This is a genomic window from Thermaurantiacus tibetensis, from assembly GCF_015354055.1.
GTDB lineage: Bacteria > Pseudomonadota > Alphaproteobacteria > Sphingomonadales > Sphingomonadaceae > Thermaurantiacus > Thermaurantiacus tibetensis.
In genome coordinates this window covers 1-18,438 of record NZ_JACHTM010000005.1, presented here as the reverse complement: position 1 = coordinate 18,438, position 18,438 = coordinate 1, and the positions used below count along the sequence as shown (strand labels likewise).

The following is an 18,438-nucleotide window of genomic DNA, read 5'->3' as shown; positions in this document are numbered from 1 at the left end:
AGCATCTTGATGTTCGAGGTCAAATACCAGTTGAAGGCCGCCTCGACGCGCCACGCGAACTGGCGGAAGGCGGTGCCCTCGAGCCCGACTCGGCCACGGCGGACACTGGTGCCGCCGAGAAAGGTGAAGGCGGTGTCGCCCTCGATGTACGCGCCGACGTCGAAGTCGATCACGCGGTGCGGCTTGAAGGTGAAGTTGCCCTCCGCGTCGCCGATCGTGGGCGCGAGGCCTGACTTCACCATCACCGCCGGCGTGATCGGGTCGCCGTTTGCATCGACCGGAAGGGCGTCCGCCACCTTGGCCTGCGCGTCCTCGCGTTCCCTGTTATGCGCCTCGAGCTGGCGGCCCCGGGCTTCCAGCGCCTCGAGGCGCCGCAGACGGCCGGCGTCCTGCGCGGAGGCGGAGGCTCCTGCCAGCGGCGCTGCGATCATCGCGGTGGCGGCAGGCCATGCGGTGCGGTTTGGCGCGGATGTGATCGTTGCAACCCCCTGGGAACGCGGACGGGAACAGACTCCCGGCGCCGAGGCCCCTGCCGGTTTTCAGGCCTGTCAGATCCGTTTAAGACTCCAGGCCGCCCAAGGTCAGGCCGAAGCGCAAACGGCCCAGGTCTTGAACTTGGTCTGCGGCAATACTCTGTTCAATCAAATCGGGAAGGGTCAATTTGCCTGAAATAAACCTGTCACGTCAAAGCAAAATGCTCAGACTTGAACACTCCGTATTCAAGATGAGGCCCATGAACATCAGGCCGACTTCCAGTTCTCTTTTGCGTGGAACGGCGATGGCGCGGCGTTGTCATAAAACCGACATGGGTGCGGCTTAGGGAGCAGGGGACGCGTCCGGCGCGGTGTCGCCTCTCGCAGGGCTGGAGTCTTGACTGGGCGGGCTGGTCAGCGCGGGCTGGCGGGGAGGCGCGGCACGTTCGGGTGCTGCGCTTGGGTTGTGGCTGCGCCTGAATTGTGACGGTGCTGGAGCGCGCGAGGCTTCGGATGCGGACAGGAGGTCGGGGGATGGTGAAGTCCAGGCGGCTCGGAGTGGCGCTTGCGGCACTCGCGCTGGTGTCTGCGTGCGGGGACGGCAGGAAGGCTGAAGGCGACGCGGCGACGGGGGCAGCCGGAGGGCGCGGGTCGGACCAGATCCGGATTGTCGGCTCGGCGACCGTCTACCCCTTCACGACGGCGGTGGCCGAGCAGTTCGCGCAGCGGTTCCCGAGGTTCAAGGCGCCGATCGTCGAGGCAACCGGCACCGGCGGCGGAATCAAGCTCTTCTGCGACAACAAGGGCGCCGACGCACCCGACATCACCAACGCCTCGCGGCGCATGAAGGCGAGCGAGTTCGAGCAGTGCAGGGCAAACGGGGTCGGCGACATCGTCGAGATCCAGATCGGCAACGACGGCCTAGTCCTTGCCCGCGCGCGCAGCGGGCCCGACTTTCCGCTGACCAAGCGGGAGGTCTACCTCGCGCTCGCGGCCGAGCCCTTCGGCAAGCCGCAGACCGCCAAGCTCTGGCGCGACGTCAACCCGAGCCTTCCGGCCGATTCCATCGAGGTGATCGGCCCACCGCCCACCTCGGGGACGCGCGACAGCTTCAACGAGATGTTCATGGAAGTCGGCTGCGATTCGGAGCCCGCGATGAAGGAGCTGAAGGCATCCGACCCTGACCGGCACAAGGTGGTGTGCACGAAGATCCGCGAGGACGGCGCCTTCGTCGAGCAGGGCGCCTACAACCTCGTCGTCCAGCGACTGACCTCGAACCCCAAGGTCATCGGGATCTTCGGCTTTGACTACCTCGACCAGAACCGCGACAAAATCAAGGCCGTCAGCATCGAGGGGGTCGAGCCCACCTACGAGGCGATTGCGTCGGGCGCCTATCCTGGGGCGCGGCCGCTGTTCATCTACGTCCGCGCCGATCGCGCCCGCGAAAAGCCGGGCCTCAAGGAGTTTCTCCAGGTCTACGCAAGTGACGCGACCTGGGGTCCGGGGGGCACGCTCTCAGCCATCGGCCTCACGCCGTCGCCCGATGAGGTGCGCGCGGCAGCGGCCGCGGCAGCGCGGAACCTGACCCCGCTCGACCCCTCGACGCTCGGCTGATCCCGCGCGCTGGGCGTCTCCCTTGAGCTCCACCCTCCTCCTTGCGGTCGCCGTCGGGCTGGCGTTCGTGGGCTATTTTTACGGCCGGGCGAAGGCGGCGGCCTTCACGCCTGCCGGCCCGCGCCCGTGGCTCCACATCCATTCCCGGCCTGTCTTCCATGGCTGGTTCGTGGCGCTCGCGGTTGCCATCCCCGCGCTTCTCGCGCTCGGGCTGTGGCAGGCGTCCGGCGGCAGCCTGCCCTCGGTCGTGGGGCCGGTTGCGATGCTGGTCGCGGGCCTCGGCGGGGGCGCCTGGGCGATCTCGCGCCTCGAGCCCTCGTTCCGGGCGCGCACCTGGGTCGAACGGGCGATCATGGTGCTGCTGCTCGCCGCCTCGCTCATCGCCATCCTGACGACGGTCGGCATCGTGTTCAGTCTCCTCTTCGAGGCCGGGCGCTTCTTCACCCGCGTGTCGCCGGTCGAGTTCCTGTTCGGCACCAAGTGGTCGCCGCAGATGGCCATCCGCGCCGACCAGGTCGGTTCGTCCGGGGCCTTCGGCGGGCTTCCCGTCTTCTGGGGCACTATCTTCATCGGCGCCATCATCGCCATGCTGGTCGCCGTGCCGCTCGGTCTGCTCTCGGCGATCTACCTCAGCCAGTATGCCACTCCGCTCGCGCGCAAGGTGCTGAAGCCGGTGCTCGAAGTGCTCGCGGGCGTTCCGACCGTGGTCTACGGTTTCTTCGCAGCGCTGACCGTGGCGCCCGCCGTCCGCAACCTCGGCCTGGCACTCGGCGTCAGCGAGGCCTCGGGCCAGTCGGCGCTCGCCGCCGGCCTCGTCATGGGCATCATGATCATCCCCTTCGTCTCCTCGATGGCGGATGACGCGATCAACGCGGTTCCCCAGGCGATGCGCGACGGCAGCCTCGCCCTGGGGGCAACCACCTCGGAGACGGTCCGCCACGTCGTCATCCCGGCGGCGCTCCCCGGGATCGTCGGCGGGATCCTGCTGGCTGTCAGCCGGGCCATCGGCGAGACCATGATCGTGGTGATGGCCGCCGGCCTTGCCGCGAACCTCACCGCGAACCCCTTCAAGTCCGTGACCACCGTGACCGTCCAGATCGTCCAGCTGCTCACGGGGGACCAGGAGTTCGACAGCCCGAAGACGCTTTCCGCCTTCGCGCTCGGTCTCGTGCTGTTCCTGATCACGCTCGTGCTCAACATCTACGCGCTCAGGATCGTGAAGAAGTACCGCGAGGCCTACGAATGAGCACGCTTGCCGAGCCGCTGCCTGCCGCGCCCGCCGCCCGGCGACCTCCCACCGACTGGAAGGATCCGGCCATGCTGGCGCGGGTCAGGCGGCGCTACCGCTCCGAGCGGATCTTCCGCTCCGTCGGCCTTGCCGCGCTGGTCTTCGCGGTCGGCTTTCTCGGCCTTCTCCTCGTCACCATGCTCCAGAATGGTCTCGGCGGCTTCCGCCAGACCCAGGTGAAGATCGAGGCCGTGCTCGACCCCACGCTCCTCGAGCTTGGCAGCGACCGCTCGGAGGAGGCGCTCGAGAGCGCCAACTATGTCGCCGTCTACACCCGGGCGATCCGCGACAGCCTGGGCAGCGATGCCACGCGCGTGGCCTCCGCCTCGGGCTGGCTGGCGCTGCGCGAGCGGGTCATGGCCGACCCCGCGCTCCTCGGCCAGACGGTCGAGATCTGGGTTCCGGTCAGAAGCCCCATCGACCAGTATGCCAAGGGCCGGATCGACCCCGACATCCCGCCCGAGCTCTCGCCCATCGCCCCGGACCAGCGCGCGGCCTACCTCCGCTTGAAGGAGGAAGGCCTGATCCGCACCGGCTTCAACCGCACCTTCCTGGTCACCTCGGATTCCAAGGCGCCCGAGACCGCCGGCATCTGGGGCGCGCTGGTCGGTTCGCTCATGACGATTGCCGTCACCCTCGCGCTCGCCTTCCCGGTGGGCGTGCTCTCGGCCGTCTATCTCGAGGAGTTCGCGCCCCGGAACCGCTGGACCGACCTCATCGAGGTCTCGATCAACAACCTCGCCGCCGTGCCGTCGATCATCTTCGGCCTCCTGGGCCTGGCCGTGTTCCTGAACACCATGGGCCTGCCGCGCTCGGCGCCGCTCGTCGGCGGGCTCACGCTCGCCCTCATGACGCTTCCCGTCATCGTCGTCGCCGCGCGTGCCGCCATCAAGGCGGTGCCGCCCTCGATCCGCGACGCGGCGCTCGGCATCGGCGCCAGCCGGCTGCAGACCGTCTTCGAGCATGTGGTGCCCCTGGCGCTGCCCGGCATCCTCACCGGCACCATCATCGGGGTCGGCCGGGCGCTCGGCGAGACGGCGCCGCTCCTCATGATCGGCATGAAGGCGTTCATCGTCGACGCGCCGCGCCGCATCACGGACCCGGCAACCGCGCTTCCGGTCCAGATCTTCCTCTGGTCGGAAGACGTCGATCGCGGTTTCGTCGAGAAGACCTCGGCAGCGATCCTCGTTCTCCTCATGGTTCTCCTTCTCATCAACGCGGTCGCGATCTACCTGCGCAACAAGTACGAGCGGAAGTGGTGAGCTCATGAGCACCGATACCCTTGCAAGGATTGCGAGCAAGCAGGAAGCGGTGGATGCGCCGCCGCTGATGACCGCGCGCGATGTCCACGTCTACTACGGCAAGAAGCATGCGCTCAAAGGCGTCTCCATCGACATCACGCGCGAGAACGTCACCGCCTTCATCGGCCCGTCGGGCTGCGGCAAGTCCACCTTCCTGCGCTGCTTCAACCGGATGAACGACACGGTTGACGGAGCGAGGGTCACCGGCCGCATCGAGCTCGAGGGCGAGGACATCTATGCACCCGAGATGGACGTCGTACAGCTCCGGGCCCGCGTCGGCATGGTGTTCCAGAAGCCCAACCCCTTCCCCAAGTCGATTTACGAGAACATCGCCTACGGCCCGAGGATCCACGGCCTTGCTGCGTCTCCGCAGGACATGGACGAGATCGTGACGACGAGCCTGATGCGCGCGGGGCTCTGGGAGGAGGTGAAGGACCGCCTTCAGGACTCGGGCACAGCCCTTTCCGGCGGGCAGCAGCAGCGGCTGTGCATCGCCCGCGCGATTGCCGTCGACCCGGAGGTCATCCTCATGGACGAGCCCTGCTCGGCGCTCGACCCCATCGCGACCGCGAAGGTCGAGGAGCTGATCGACGAGCTGCGCGGCCGCTACGCCATCGTCATCGTCACCCACAACATGCAGCAGGCCGCCCGCGTCAGCCAGAAGACGGCCTTCTTCCACCTCGGCGACCTCGTCGAGTATGATGACACTTCGGTCATCTTCACCAACCCGAAGGAATCGCGCACGCGCGACTACATCACCGGCCGCTACGGCTGAGCAGCGCGGGGCCGTCCGTCGGGTCCGGGCGGCAGGGCCGCCCCCAACGCGCGACGGTTGGGCCGCGGCCGGGAGGGGGCAGGGAGCGCCGGATCGGGCGAGGCCGGGAAGCCCGGCTAGCGCGGCTGAGGCGCGTGGAAGGCCGGGATCCCCGTCTCGCACAGGTGGCAGAGCGCTTCCATGACCGCCCTGACCTGCGGGTTGACGAGCGAGTAGCGCACGGCCTGGCCGTCGCGGCGGGGGGCCACGACGCCGGCCTCGCGCAGCAGTGCAAGATGCTGCGAGACGCGGGACTGCGAGAGGCCGGTCAGGGCCACCAGCTCGCTGACCGTCGGCGCGGAGAGGTGGGCATCCTCGGCCATGCCGATGCGGCAGAGCATCTTGAGCCGGTCGGGGTTGGCGAGGATCCGGAGCGTCCGGGCAATGTCCTCGGCCTGCTGCCCCAGCGGGGCAAGCTGGGGAACGGGTCGGTCCATGATCGTCATGGGGTGGCCTCCGCATGCACGAGGGCGTGGGGCGTTGCCTCCGGCGGGCTCGCCGGCAGGCCATCGTCGCGCAGCAGCACGTAGATGGCCGGGATGACGAGCACCGTGAGAAGCGTGGAGGATGCCAGCCCGAACAGGAGCGAGATGGCAAGGCCCTGGAAGATGGGGTCGAAGAGGATCACGGCCGCGCCGATCATGGCGGCAAGCGCGGTGAGCAGGATCGGCTTGAAGCGGATCCGTCCGGCCTCGAGCAGCACGTCGCGCAACGGGCGTCCGGGCGCGCGGGCGTGGTTGATGAAGTCGACGAGGAGGATTGAGTTCCGCACGATGATGCCGGCAAGCGCAATGAAGCCGATCATCGAGGTGGCGGTGAAGGGCGCGCGGAACAGCATGTGGCCGATGACGATGCCGACGAGCGTCAGCGGAATGGGGGTGAGGATGACCAGCGGCACCTTGAAATTGCGGAACTGGGCCACGACGAGGACGTAGATGCCAAGAAGGGCGACGAGGAACGCCCCGCCGAGGTCGCGGAAGGTGACCCAGGTGATTTCCCATTCGCCGTCCCAGAGGAGCGTCGGCTGCCGGGCGTCGGCCGGCTGGCCGTTGAGGCGGATCACCGGCTTCTCGAGGCCCGCACCTTCCCAGTCGAAGGCGTCGATCCGCTCGTGAACGGCGAGCATGCCGTAGATCGGCGCCTCCTCGCGGCCGGCGAGTTCGGCCAGCACCATGTCGGCCGCGCGGCCGTTGCGGCGGAAGATGACGTGGCTGCCCTTGCCTTCGACGGCGCGGACCACCTCGCCGAGCTCGACGAGGCGCGGGCCGGACGGCGTTGCCGCAACCGCGACCGGAGCGGCCGCAAGCGCGCGGGTCCAGGCGCGGTCTGGCTGCTCGAGCCCCACCTCGACCGGAAGCGGGGTCTGCTCGCCGCCGCGCGTCGCGAACCCGACCACCCGCCTGCCGAGGAGCGCGCCGGCGGAGTCGAGGATCTGCTGCTCGGAGAGGCCGAGGTGGTCGATGACGGTGCGGTCCGGCAGCAGGCGCAGCTCGGGCGGCGGAGTCTCGAAGCTGTCGTGGACATCGACGATGAAGTCGACGTCCCTGAACAGCCGGGCGACCACGTCCGCCGTCCGCCGCCGGGTCTCGGCGTCGGGGCCGTAGATCTCGGCCAAGAGCGTCGCGAGCACGGGCGGGCCCGGCGGGGTCTCGACGACCTTGAGGGTGGCTCCGGCCGGGAGCGGCACGGTCTCAGCCAGCATCCGGCGCAGCGCCACCGCCACCTCGTGGCTCGAACGATCCCGCTCCGAGCGATGGACGAGCTCCACCATCACGTCGCCCTGGGAGGGCGCCCGGCGCAGGAAGTAGTGGCGCACCAGGCCGTTGAAGTTGAAGGGCGCGGCCGTCCCGGCATGGATGTCGAGGGCGACCACCTCGGGCAGCCGGGTCGTGGCATCGGCCAGCGCGAGGAGGGTGCGCTGGGTCTCCTCGAGGCTGGTGCCCTGCGGCATGTCGAGGACGAGCTGCAGCTCCGACTTGTTGTCGAAGGGAAGCAGCTTCACGGTGACCGCCTTCCAGTAGAACATCGACCCGGCAACGAGCGTGGCTGCGCCGACGGCAAGGAGGAACAGCCGGGCCGAGGCGCGCGTCGCGATGACGGGGCGGGCCACCCGCTCGTAGAGCGCGCCGAGGCGCCCGCCGTGGGCGTCCTCGTGGGCGGGCGCGCCGCCGAAGAACGCGAGCCGGGTGAAGCGGACCATGAGCCACGGCGCGATGACGACCGCCACGAAGAAGGAGAAGATCATCGCCGCCGAGGCGTTGACCGGGATGGGCGCCATGTAGGGGCCCATGAGGCCCGAGACGAACAGCATCGGAAGGAGCGCCGCCACCACCGTCAGGGTGGCGACGATGGTAGGGTTGCCCACCTCGGCCACGCCGTCGATGGCGGCTGCCACCTTCGACCGGCCGTCGTTCATGGCCCAGTGGCGGGCGATGTTCTCGATGACGACGATCGCGTCGTCGACGAGGATGCCGATCGAGAAGATGAGCGCGAACAGGCTCACCCGGTTGATGGTGTAGCCCATTAGGTTCGAGGCGAACATGGTGAGGAGGATGGTCGTCGGGATGACGATCGCCGTCACCGCCGCCTCGCGCCAGCCGATGGCGAAGCCGACGAGCAGCACGATCGAGACGGTGGCGAGCCCGAGGTGGAAGATGAGCTCGTTCGCCTTCTCGTTCGCGGTCTCGCCGTAGTTGCGCGTGACCTCGGCCCGGACTCCCTTCGGGATGAGGCTGCCCTCGAGCGCCTTCACCTGTTCGACTACCGCCTTCGAGACGGTGACGGCATTGGCGCCCGGCCGCTTGGCAATCGCAATCGAGACCGCCGGTGCCAGCGTCCAGCGCGCGTTCCGCTCGCCGTCGCGCGTCATCCGCCAGGCGCGCGCCTGGGTGTCCGACGGGCCTTCGCGCACGTCGGCCACGTCGGCGAGCAGCACGGGCTCGCCGGCAAGGTTGCGGAGCTGCAGCCCCTCGAGCGCGGCCGCCGAGTCGATGCCGCGGCCGGCGACCACGAGGGCCGCCCGCCCGTCCTCGCGCACCTGCCCTGCCGGCACCCGGCGCGCCGCCTGCCCGACCGCTTCCATCAGCATGCCCATGGAGACGCCGCGCGTGGCCATCCGCGCCGGGTCGGGCACCACGCGGATCGCATCGGGCCGGCCGCCGACGAGGAAGCTGAGCCCCACGTCCGGCACCTTCACGAGTTCGCTCTGGAGCCGCTCGGCGAGGCGATGGAGCTCGCGGTCGCTCCAGCGGTCGGCCACCCCGGGCTCGGGCGAAAGGGTGAGCACCACGATCGGCACGTCGTCGATGCCGCGCACCGTCACCTTCGGCCACTCCACGCCAGGGGGCGCGCGGTCGGCGTTGGCCTGGAGCCGCTCGGCGACTCGGATGGCGGCATCCTCGGGCCGCGAGCCGACGAGGAAGCGCGCGGTGACCAGGACGGCATTGTCGCGCGCCATCACGTAGACATGCTCGACCCCGGGCGTTGCCATCAGGATTTCCTCGAGCGGCTTTGCCACATGCTCCACGGCATCGACCGCGGCCATGCCGGGAACCATCACCTCGATGTCGACCATGGGCACGGAGATCTGCGGCTCCTCCTCGCGCGGGATGGTGAGCAGGGCGAGGAGGCCGACGAGGATCCCTGCGAGCAGCATGAGCGGCGTGAGCGGGGACTCGATCGTGGCCCCCGTGATGCGGCCGGCAAGCCCGGGCGGGATTCGGGGCGCGGCGCTCATGCCCGCGCTCCGGAGGCTGCGGGGGCGACGAGCACGTCGCCGGCCCTGAGGCCCGAGAGCACCTCCAGCCGGTCGGTGCCGGGAATGGGCCTGACCTCAACCGGCACGTCGCGCGCGCCGCGGCCGTCGGGCGCGAGCAGGGTGGCGAAGGCAAGGCCGTAGCGGCGGCTCACGAACCGGGCCGGAACGGCGAGCGCCTCCCGCTCGCCGAGCGTGACCCGGGCCGTCACCCGCTGGCCGACAAGCGCGGGGTCGAGCCCCGCGATGCTCGCGTCCACCGTGACCCGGCCGGCGGCGACCCCCGGGTAGCGCATCACCACCCGGCCCTCGACGGAGGCCCCCTCGGGCAGGCCGGCGAGCCCCGAGACGGAGACGGGGGCGCCAGGTGCCACGCGGGCACCAAGCGATTCGGGCAGGTCGAGGCGGACGACCGGCGCGCCCGCGGTGATCACGGCAATCACGGTGCCGGGCACGACCGCCGAGCCGGCCGGCACGTCGGCCCGGAGCACCCGGCCCGCGGCCGGGGCGATGACGGCACCCTGGCCGGCGACGGCTGCCACCGCGCCTTCCTGCGCGCGCGCCGCCCGCGCCTGGGCTTCGGCCGCCTGGGCAGCGGCCAGCGCCTCGTCGAGCTTCGCCTGGGCGTAGACCCCTTCCCGGTGGAGGAAGCGGACGCGCTCAAGGTCGGCCTTCGCCCGCGCGGCCTGCGCTTCCGCAGCGGCTGCCGCCGCCGCCAGCGCCGCCGTTTCCTGCGGCAGGCGCGAATCGACGACCGTTGCGATTCGCTGGCCGGCTGCCACCCGGTCTCCCTCCTTCACGCGGAGCTCGGCCAGCACCCCCGGGATCCGGGCGCGCGCCTCGGCCATGTCGCGCGTGGTGACGGTTCCCGGCACCTCGGCGACATCCGGCACCGGCACGGGCGCGAGCGTCAGCCGCTCGCCTGCGGGCGCGGCGGCAGGCGCCTCGGCCGCCTCGGGCGGCGCGTCTTCGCAGGCGGCAAGCGCCAGGAGCGCGCCAAGGGCAAGGACGCGGGCCCGCGCCATGGTCAGGCGCCCACCTCGAGCGGCAGGCCTGCCGCCTTCCAGGCGCCGATGCCGCCGGCGAGATGCCCGTCGACCGCGGCGCGGGCCGCCTCGCAGGCCGCGAGCGCCTTCGCCGAGCGGCCCCCGGCCGCGCAGTTGAGCACGAGGCGGCGGCCGTTGGCCGGCGGAAGGTCGGCCGGGTCGAACCGGCTCAACGGAAGGTTGATGGCGCCGCGGATGTGGCCGGCGGCGAACTCGTGCGGCTCGCGCACGTCGACCACGATCGCCGCATCGCGGGCGAGGAGGTCGGCAAGCGTCCGGGGGTCGATGTCGCGGGACGGGCGCATGGGGCGGCTCCTGATGTGAGGCTTCCTGAATATTCGTGCTTGCGCATATCGTGCACGCCGCATATATCGTCAAGCGAAAACATGGGGCGGCGCGCCGCCCGAGGAGGAGGAAGGTCATGGCACTCCCGCGAATCGTCGTGCTCGGCGCGGGACTTGGCGGCACCATCGCCGCCTACGAGATCCGCGATGCGGTCAAGGGCAGGGCCGACGTGATGGTCGTCTCGAACAGCGAGGACTACTGGTTCGTGCCCTCGAACCCGTGGGTTGCGGTCCGCTGGCGCGAGCCCGAGGCGCTGCGGGTGCACCTGCCGCCGGTCATGAAGAAGCGGGGCATCGGCTTCACGGCCGTCGGTGCCAGGCGCGTGCATCCGGCCGAGAACCGGCTCGAGCTCAACGACGGCACGAGCCTCGCTTACGACTATCTCGTCATCGCAACCGGTCCCGACCTTGCCTTCGACGAGATCCCCGGCTTCGGGCCCGAGCACCACACTGTCTCGATCTGCCAGACCGACCATGCCGCGAAGGGAGCGACCGTGTTCGACCGGCTGGTCGCCGACCCGAAGCCCGTCATCGTCGGCGCAGCGCAGGGGGCCTCCTGCTTCGGGCCGGCCTACGAGTTCGTGATGCTGCTCGACACCGAGCTTAAGCGCCGCCGCGTGCGCGACCGGGTGCCCATCACCTTCGTCACCTCCGAGCCCTATATCGGCCACCTCGGCCTCGACGGCGTGGGCGACACCAAGGGCCTGCTCGAGAGCGAGATGCGCGAGCGCCACATCAAGTGGATCACGAGCGCGCGCATCACCTCGGTCGAGCCGGAGGTCATGCACATCGAGGAAGTGGGCGAGGACGGGCAGGTCCGGAAGGCCCACGACCTTCCCTTCGGCATGGCGATGATGATGCCGCCCTTCCGCGGGGTGCCCGCGGTCTTCGGGATCGAGGGGCTCACCAACCCGCGCGGGTTCATCCTGGTCGACCGGCACCAGCGCAACCCCACGTTCCGGAACGTCTTCGCCATCGGCGTGGCGGTCGCCATTCCGCCCACCGGGCCCACTCCGGTGCCCGTCGGCGTGCCCAAGACCGGCTTCATGATCGAGAGCATGGTGACGGCGGTCGCCAACAACCTCTCCGACCTGCTCGACGGCCGCGAGCCCTCGTTCGAGGCGACGTGGAACGCCATCTGCCTCGCCGACTTCGGCGATGGCGGTGTCGCTTTCGTCGCCCAGCCGCAGATCCCGCCGCGCAACACCAACTGGTCGGCCAGCGGCAAGTGGGTCCATCTCGCCAAGATCGCGTTCGAGAAATATTTCCTCGGCAAGGTCCGCCGCGGCCAGAGCGAGCCCTTCTACGAGAAGCTCGCCCTCCACGTGATGGGCGTGAAGAAGCTCAAGTCCCTCGGTGGATAAGGGAGACTGACCATGAACCTTGATCGTGCCGTTCTCGCCTTTGCGGGCGTGGTGGTGCTTGTCAGCCTCGCCCTCGGTTACTTCGTGAACGAGCTGTGGTTCCTGCTGACCGCCTTCGCCGGCGTCAACATGATCCAGGCCGCCTTCACGGGCTTCTGCCCGGCGGCCCTCGTCATGAAGCGCCTGGGCCTCACCGCGGGCACCGCCTTCCGCTGAGCATGCGCGCCACCCTGGTCCCGCTCGCGGCCGCGCTCGCGGCCGCGCCGCTTGCGGTCGCGCCGGCTGCGGCCGAGCCGCTGACGCTCGAGGCGGCGATCGCCGCAGCCCAGGCGAACAGCCCCCGCACCGCGGCCGCCGAGGCCGAAGAGGCCGCCGCGGCCGCGCGCCTTGCGGCGGCGCGCGGCGCCGCGCTGCCGACGGCGACCGTTGCCGCCTCGGTCGGTGCCGGCCGGCTCGACCCCAGGGGCTACTTCGGCCTCGAAGCCGCCGACGTGAGCCCGCGCGCCGTCCAGCTCGCAGTCGAGGCACCGCTCTTCACCGGCGGCCGGATCGATGCCGCCCGGGCTGCCGCCCGCGCCGGCCTCGCCGCCGCCGAGGCCGGGCGCGACCTTGCGGGCGCCCTGCTTGCGGCCGACGTGGCCGCCGCCTTCGCCGATCTGGCCGCTGCCCGCCAGGAGCTTGCGCTGCGGCGCGCCCAGCTTGCCGAGATGCGCGAGATCGAGCGCCAGGCCGGCTTGCGGTTCCGCGCGGGCGAAGTGCCCTCGACCGAGGTCTCGCAGGCCCGCGCCCGGCGGGCCGAGGCCGAGGCTGGCCTTGCCGATGCCGAGGGCCGCGCGGCGGGCGCGGAAGCCCGGCTTGTTGCCCTGACCGGCGCGCCGCCCGGCGAGCTCGCGCCCCTTCCGCCACCGCCCCAGGTGCCGGCAACGGCGGCCGACGCCGTCGTGGCCGCGCGTGCCGCGAGCCCCGGGCTTGCCGTTGCCAGCGCCCGGGCCGATGCTGCGGCCGCTCAGGCGCGCGCAGCGCGGGCCAGCCGGCTTCCCGAGATTGGCGCCTTTGCCGAAGCCGCGAGCCTGCGCGACCAGTTCTTCCCCGACTATGTGGCAGATCAGGCGGTCGTTGGCGTGCGCGCCCGCTGGGTGCTGTTCGATGCGAGCCGGCATGGCCGCGTGGCCGAGGGCGAGGCGAATGCCCGGGCGGCCGCGCTTGCCCGGGATGACGCCCGCCGCACGCTCGAGGCCGAGACGGTGGCCGCCCACGGCGCCTTCGTGGCAGCCGGCCGCATGGTCGAGGCGGCGCGCGCCCGGGCCGAGGCGGCGGAGGCAGCGCTGCGGTCCATCCGCCTCGAGGCGAAGGTCGGCATGAAGCCCCAGCTTGCGCTTCTGGATGCCGAGCGCGAGGCACTCGATGCGGCGGTTGCGGCGCTTCGCGCAGAGGGCCTGCGGCTTGCCGCCGCGTGGCGTCTCAAGGCGCTGACGGGGACATGAGCGGCATGACGCGCCGTGCCGGACTCGCTTGGGCCGTGGCTGCCGCTGCCCCGCTGCTTCTTGTTGCCGCCTGCGCGCCCCGGCCGGCCCTCTCCGACGCGGAGGAAGCCGCCGCGACCGCGCTTTCCGCCCGGCTTGCCGACCGCTTCCAGGCCGAGCTGCAGCAGGCGCTCCGCGACGCGCTCGCCCGCGACGGCGCGGCGGGCGCGATCGGCGTCTGCGCCGAGCAGGCCCCGGCCATCGCGGCGCGGCTTTCGGCCGAGAGCGGGGCGCGCGTGCGCCGCACCGCGCTCCGCAACCGCAACCCCGCCGCAGCGCCCGACGCCTTCGAACGCGACACGATGACCGCCTGGGCCGAAGCGCCGCTGGACGCAGCCGGTCGGCCGAAGGCGGTCACCCAGGTCTCGGCCGAAGGGCTTCGCTACATGCGCGCCATCCCGACCGGGGGGCTCTGCCTTGCCTGCCACGGCGCCCCGGACGCGATCGCGCCCGACGTCCGCGAGGCGATCGCCGCCCGCTATCCCGCCGACCGGGCCACCGGCTTTCGCGAGGGCGAGCTTCGCGGCGCCTTCTCCATCTCCTGGACGCTGCCTGCGCTGAAGCAGGCGCTCGCGCAGCAGGCGGGCTGAGCCCGCCCGCGTCTCTCGCCTCCTGCCCCCGGCGCCGGGCCGTCAGAAGTTCAGGTTGGCGCGGAGATAGATGAACCGGCCGTTGAACCCGAAGGGCGAGAAGCTCGAGAAGGGCAGGAAGTAGTTGTTGACCGAATAGTTGCGGATGGCGCCGGTCACCGGGTCCCGCCCCTGGCCGGTCGGCGCGCGGGTGGGATAGACGTTGAAGATGTTGTCCGCGCCAAAGGCCAGCTCGAGCCGGTCGAGCGGGCGGACGCGGGCCTCCATGTCGGTGATCCATTTCGGCTCGAGGAGCAGGTCGTTGAACGCGTCTGCGCCGGGCGAGAGCACCTCGCCGAAGCGGTTGGCGCGCGCCGTGAAGCCGAACCAGTCCCGCTCGAAGTCGAGCGTCATGTTCACCCGGTCGATCGGCTGGCCGCGCTCGATCCGCAGCGACTCGAGCCGGCCGAACAGGACGATGCCTGGCACCTGGTTCAGGCTTCCGGGGAGGTCCTGGCGGCCGGTGATCCGCGTTTTGTTGCGGTTGTAGCCGATGGTGAGCCCGAGCGTGCCGAAGTCGCCGATGTCGGGCCGCCAGTTGGCGATCACGTCGAGCCCCTGGGTGCGCGTGTCGATGCCGTTGAAGAAGTAGCGGGCTGCCGAGATGTTGGTGAAGCCGGCCGCGTTCAGGATCTCGGCGATGCCGCGCCCGGGGTTGGCGCCCGTGGGGTTGCCGCCCGCGTCGCGCGTCGCTGAGAGGTTGTCGGTAAGCACGATGCGGTCGTCGATGTCGATCCGGTACCAGTCGACGGTCAGCGACACGCGCGGGAAGGGCGTGAAGACCCCCCCTGCCGAATAGTTGAAGGAGGTCTCGGGCCGGAGCGGCGTGGAGCCGAGGGCAAGCGCCACCGGGTTGCCGTTCGGAAGCGTGACCGCATCGACGAGCACGCCGCCGATGTTGTTGGTGGCGGCGGCCGCGAAGAACTGCTGGGCAAGGCCGGGCGCCCGGAAGCCCGTCGACACCCCGCCCCTCAGCGCAAACCATTCGATCGCCTGCCAGCGGGTGGCCAGCTTCCAGTTCCAGTCCGAGCCGAAATCGGAATAGTCCTCGTACCGGCCAGCCACCTGAAGCGACCAGGCCTTGGTCAGGTTGGCATCGAGCTCGGCATAGAGCGAGACGTTCTCGCGCGCGTTTTCGCCCGTCACCTTCACGCCGCCGATGACCGGCTGGAAGCCCGGGAACACCTGCGCGCCGGGCGCAGCGAAGGCATTGCCGGCAGCACCCGTGAACTGCGGGTTGTTCTGCCCGACTCGGACCGGGCCGGCCTGGTAGCTCGCGAGCTCGCCCGGCCGCACCCGGTAGGTCTCGCGCCGCCACTCGAGGCCGGCGGCGAGGGTCGTGCCGGCGAACCAGTCGAAGTCGCGGGCAAGGTCGAGGTTGAAGAGGAGCTGGCTGTAGCGAAGGCCTCCTGAGTCGAACTCGGTGGGGCTTGCCGCGCCGAGCGAGGCGTTGACCGAGTTGACGATGCGGAAGTCGAACGCGTTGCGCCCGTAGCCGAGCGAGACGTCGAAGTTGATCTCGCCGAAGCTGCCGTCGAGCCCGGCGGTGAAGGCATAGTCCTTCGCCTTCGACGTGATCCGCGGCAGGAAGCCGTCGGGGTAGATGGCGATCACGTTCCGGTTGTCGTTCGAGCGGCGGTAGAAGCCGGCGGAGTCCCCGTCACGCTCGCCATAGGTGCCGAACACATAGGCCCTCACATTGTCGTCGAGCGGCAGGCCGGCGTTCACCGCGAAGGCGACGTCCTCGGTCTTGGCGTCGCCGTAGAGGTGCGAGAGGCGGTTGAAGGTGAACTCCTGCGGGCTGTAGACGGTGGCCACGTTGTACTGCCGCCGCGGGTCATAGCCGGCCCGGTTGGTGCGCTGGCGATCGCGATATTCGGCGGTCACGTTGATGAAGCCTTCGGCCGCGAGCGGCAGACCGAAGTTGGCCGAGAGCGCGACGAAGTCGCCGTCGTTCGCCTTGCGGTTCCGGCCCGTCGTCTCGAGCTCGAGCACGCCGTCCGGAGTCACGATGGGCAGGCCCCCGGGGCCCAGCCTGACACCCGTCACTTCCTCCACCCCCGCCACCCGGCCGACATGGGTCCCGAAGGTGGCGGCGAAGCGGGCGCCCTGCCGGTCGTTGCGGAGCTGGAAGTTGATGACGCCGGCGATCGCGTCCGAGCCGTACTGCGCGGCCGCGCCATCGCGCAGCACCTCGACCCGGCCGAGCGCGGGCGAGGGGATCATGTTGATGTCGACCGCCTGGGAGCCGCGGCCCACCGAGCCGTTGATGTTGAGGAGCGCGGCGAGGTGCCGGCGCTTGCCGTTCACCAGCACGAGCGTCTGGTCGGGCCCGAGCCCGCGCAGCGTGGCCGGCCGGATCACGTCGGTGCCGTCGGTGATCGACGGCTGCGGGAAGTTGAAGCTGGGTACGAGGTCGCGAAGCGCCCGGGCGGTCTCGGTGATCCCGTTCAGGGCCAGCGTGTCGCCCGTCACCACGTCGATGGGGACGGCGCTATCGAGAACGGTGCGGTCTGCCCGGCGGGTGCCTGTCACGATGATCGTGTCTTCGCCCGCGTCCGCTGCGCCAGCGAGCTGGGCGAGCGCGGGCGCCGGCGCGGCGGCGACCGACGCGAGGAGGAGAAGGCGGAGCGGTCCGGGCGCGGCCATGCGGGTCTCCCTCGAAGCGCGTTGCTGCACAGCAGCATTCCCGGGATTGTCATGCGCGCCAAGCCGTCCGCCACCGGGCGTGCGCGATTGCGAAGGCCCTGTTGCAGAAAGGTGACGGCTGGGCTCCACTTTCAGGGCATGGTCTCGCGCTCTCCGGCCTCGACCGGCCGCCCCCTGCCCAGCGGTTGACCGGCTTGCCGCCTGCGCCCTATAGCCGGTTTGCGTGCCTGGGTAGCTCAGTTGGTAGAGCAAGCGACTGAAAATCGCTGTGTCGGTGGTTCGATTCCGCCCCCGGGCACCACTTCCTCTTCGCGAACATCGAAAATATCAGGATTTTTCGAAACGGCCGGCCCTGCTGTCCCTATGTCCGCCCATACGCCGGTCGGGGATCGAAAACTCGACTAGCCTCCGGTTTCCTGTTGTCGGCGGCGGCCGGTCAAGGCGCTCCATGGAGCGAGCCTATCCGTGGCCGGGAGCCGACTGGCGGTCGCCAGCGGCAGAGTTGATGATGAAGGTCGGCTGGGTCAAAGAGCGGCACCCTGCGCTCCGTGGACATCGGTTCGAACCTGTGGCGCTAGGTGCCCGCGCCAGCACTTTGGCCTCTGCGTCATGCAGTTTCCGGGCTGATGGACGGCTTCATTGGTTCTGTCGTCAGGCCGACACTCACCGCTGGGACCAGATCACGGAAATCAGAGCAGATTCCATTGACGCCTTCTCTTTTGCTGTGCCCGCCGCGTGACAGCCCGCGGGATGTCTTCGGCTGCGTGGCAGCGTCCCTTGCGATCTCCGGGCGAAGTCGACGCGCCGCGGCGCCGGCCGTGCTCGAAAGAGTGAGGCAACAGCATTAGGTGAGGCAAGAGCAAAGGGCGCCAATCGGGCCCCGCGCTGCGTCGAACGCCGGGCGACGTGGATGGGCCGCCGGTCGGCCGCGGCTGCCATCCTCGTTGCCGTCAGAATATCGAGACTATCCGATCAGTTGCTCCAGACGCTCCAGAAACGCTGGGTCGTGCCGTTCCCCCACGTGGCGGTTGTTCCACAGTCCGGAGCAACGGACCTCGACGCGGTAGGAGTGACGACCGAGCCAGTCATCCGGCGCCGGACGCAAGGCCAGAGCCTTCGGACTCGAGAGAAGGCCGATCGCGTTGCGCTCGATGTCGCCCCTGAGGCTTTCCGGGTCTGGCGGGTCCTTGATTGCTAGAACGAGCACCGGCATCGTACCGATGATTTCGCTGACTTTCCTCTCGAGCGGCTGCTCGGCGGCACCCAACGCCCTGGGGTCGGCGTTCAGGCGTCGGGCGGCCTCCCGCCGGGACGAACCGACGCCCCAGCTCGCAACTGGCGGATGGTCGCCCCGGCAGATCAGGGCGTCGCCGACCAGCAGGCGAAAGACCGAGCCACGATGGTTGCCGTTTCCGGTTCGCGTGCCAAGATGCTAAGAGCCTGTTTGGAAAATCGGTGATGGGGGATTCCCAGCGGCGCTTTCGCGTGATTGAAGCTGCGGATGTGGACGCAGCGGAGCCGTGGGCGGATGGCCGAGATTGTCAGGAAGACGAGGCGCTATCCGTCGGATCTGACGGACGAGGCGTGGGAGCGGATTGCGCCGCTGATGCCCCGGCCCGGTCGGCGCGGTCGTCCGCGG

The 18,438-nt window shown here is 70.3% G+C and carries 15 protein-coding genes, 1 tRNA gene and 1 pseudogene; 11 read left to right on the top strand and 6 right to left on the bottom strand.

Going from position 1 to position 18,438, the window contains the following annotated elements:
• Positions 1–6 precede the first annotated feature (6 nt).
• The 5 genes from H3H34_RS13775 (at position 7) to pstB (ending at position 5,451) form a co-directional block, all read left to right on the top strand.
• The gene (locus tag H3H34_RS13775; protein WP_235983272.1) at positions 7–669 is read left to right on the top strand and encodes a hypothetical protein; all 663 of its coding nucleotides are present in this window, start codon (positions 7–9) and stop codon (positions 667–669) included.
• A gap of 338 nt (positions 670–1,007) precedes the next feature.
• Complete coding sequence (locus H3H34_RS12275) at positions 1,008–2,087, top strand: substrate-binding domain-containing protein (protein ID WP_194745588.1); 1,080 nt, start codon at positions 1,008–1,010, stop codon at positions 2,085–2,087.
• Between the two features lie 22 nt (positions 2,088–2,109).
• Complete coding sequence (gene pstC, locus H3H34_RS12270) at positions 2,110–3,333, top strand: phosphate ABC transporter permease subunit PstC (protein WP_194745587.1); 1,224 nt, start codon at positions 2,110–2,112, stop codon at positions 3,331–3,333.
• Positions 3,330–4,637: a phosphate ABC transporter permease PstA gene (gene pstA / locus H3H34_RS12265; protein ID WP_194745586.1), complete on the top strand. Its 1,308-nt coding sequence runs from the start codon at positions 3,330–3,332 to the stop codon at positions 4,635–4,637. The genes pstC and pstA overlap by 4 nt, the downstream gene beginning before the upstream one ends.
• Positions 4,638–4,641: 4 nt before the next feature.
• Entirely contained in the window at positions 4,642–5,451 is an 810-nt protein-coding gene (gene pstB / locus H3H34_RS12260; protein WP_194745585.1) for a phosphate ABC transporter ATP-binding protein PstB, read from the top strand.
• 116 nt (positions 5,452–5,567) lie between these two features.
• On the opposite strand, the gene H3H34_RS12255 is transcribed toward pstB, so the two are convergent.
• Genes H3H34_RS12255 through H3H34_RS12240 form a run of 4 tightly spaced genes read right to left on the bottom strand, consistent with a single transcriptional unit; the run spans position 5,568 to position 10,595 of the window.
• On the bottom strand, positions 5,568–5,936 hold the full coding sequence (locus tag H3H34_RS12255) for an ArsR/SmtB family transcription factor (protein WP_235945922.1): 369 nt from the start codon (positions 5,934–5,936) through the stop codon (positions 5,568–5,570).
• A complete protein-coding gene (locus H3H34_RS12250; protein WP_207790939.1) occupies positions 5,933–9,226 on the bottom strand; it encodes an efflux RND transporter permease subunit in 3,294 nt (1,097 codons plus the stop codon). Before H3H34_RS12250 ends, H3H34_RS12255 begins: the two co-directional genes overlap by 4 nt.
• Positions 9,223–10,269, bottom strand: a complete 1,047-nt coding sequence (locus H3H34_RS12245) for an efflux RND transporter periplasmic adaptor subunit (protein WP_194745584.1) — start codon at positions 10,267–10,269, stop codon at positions 9,223–9,225. The genes H3H34_RS12250 and H3H34_RS12245 overlap by 4 nt, the downstream gene beginning before the upstream one ends.
• A 2-nt stretch (positions 10,270–10,271) precedes the next feature.
• Complete coding sequence (locus H3H34_RS12240; protein WP_194745583.1) at positions 10,272–10,595, bottom strand: rhodanese-like domain-containing protein; 324 nt, start codon at positions 10,593–10,595, stop codon at positions 10,272–10,274.
• Positions 10,596–10,711: 116 nt separating this feature from the next.
• Here H3H34_RS12240 and H3H34_RS12235 point away from each other — a divergent pair, with 116 nt between their 5' ends.
• Genes H3H34_RS12235 through H3H34_RS12220 form a run of 4 tightly spaced genes read left to right on the top strand, consistent with a single transcriptional unit; the run spans position 10,712 to position 14,111 of the window.
• The gene (locus H3H34_RS12235; RefSeq protein ID WP_194745582.1) at positions 10,712–11,998 is read left to right on the top strand and encodes an NAD(P)/FAD-dependent oxidoreductase; all 1,287 of its coding nucleotides are present in this window, start codon (positions 10,712–10,714) and stop codon (positions 11,996–11,998) included.
• 12 nt (positions 11,999–12,010) lie between these two features.
• The gene (locus H3H34_RS12230) at positions 12,011–12,214 is read left to right on the top strand and encodes a YgaP family membrane protein (RefSeq protein WP_194745581.1); all 204 of its coding nucleotides are present in this window, start codon (positions 12,011–12,013) and stop codon (positions 12,212–12,214) included.
• Between the two features lie 2 nt (positions 12,215–12,216).
• Positions 12,217–13,482, top strand: coding sequence for a TolC family protein (locus H3H34_RS12225; protein WP_194745580.1), 1,266 nt, complete (start codon positions 12,217–12,219; stop codon positions 13,480–13,482).
• The gene (locus H3H34_RS12220; RefSeq protein WP_235945917.1) at positions 13,479–14,111 is read left to right on the top strand and encodes a Tll0287-like domain-containing protein; all 633 of its coding nucleotides are present in this window, start codon (positions 13,479–13,481) and stop codon (positions 14,109–14,111) included. Before H3H34_RS12225 ends, H3H34_RS12220 begins: the two co-directional genes overlap by 4 nt.
• A gap of 42 nt (positions 14,112–14,153) precedes the next feature.
• Here the strand turns inward: H3H34_RS12220 and H3H34_RS12215 are convergent, their stop codons facing one another.
• On the bottom strand, positions 14,154–16,799 hold the full coding sequence (locus H3H34_RS12215; protein WP_194745579.1) for a TonB-dependent receptor plug domain-containing protein: 2,646 nt from the start codon (positions 16,797–16,799) through the stop codon (positions 14,154–14,156).
• Positions 16,800–17,024: 225 nt separating this feature from the next.
• Here H3H34_RS12215 and H3H34_RS12210 point away from each other — a divergent pair.
• Positions 17,025–17,100, top strand: a tRNA-Phe gene (locus tag H3H34_RS12210).
• Positions 17,101–17,763: 663 nt separating this feature from the next.
• Here H3H34_RS12210 and H3H34_RS12205 read toward each other — a convergent pair.
• On the bottom strand, positions 17,764–18,066 hold the full coding sequence (locus H3H34_RS12205) for a hypothetical protein (protein ID WP_194745578.1): 303 nt from the start codon (positions 18,064–18,066) through the stop codon (positions 17,764–17,766).
• A gap of 234 nt (positions 18,067–18,300) precedes the next feature.
• Here H3H34_RS12205 and H3H34_RS12200 point away from each other — a divergent pair.
• Positions 18,301–18,438: pseudogene (locus H3H34_RS12200) on the top strand (IS5/IS1182 family transposase); the annotation flags it as partial.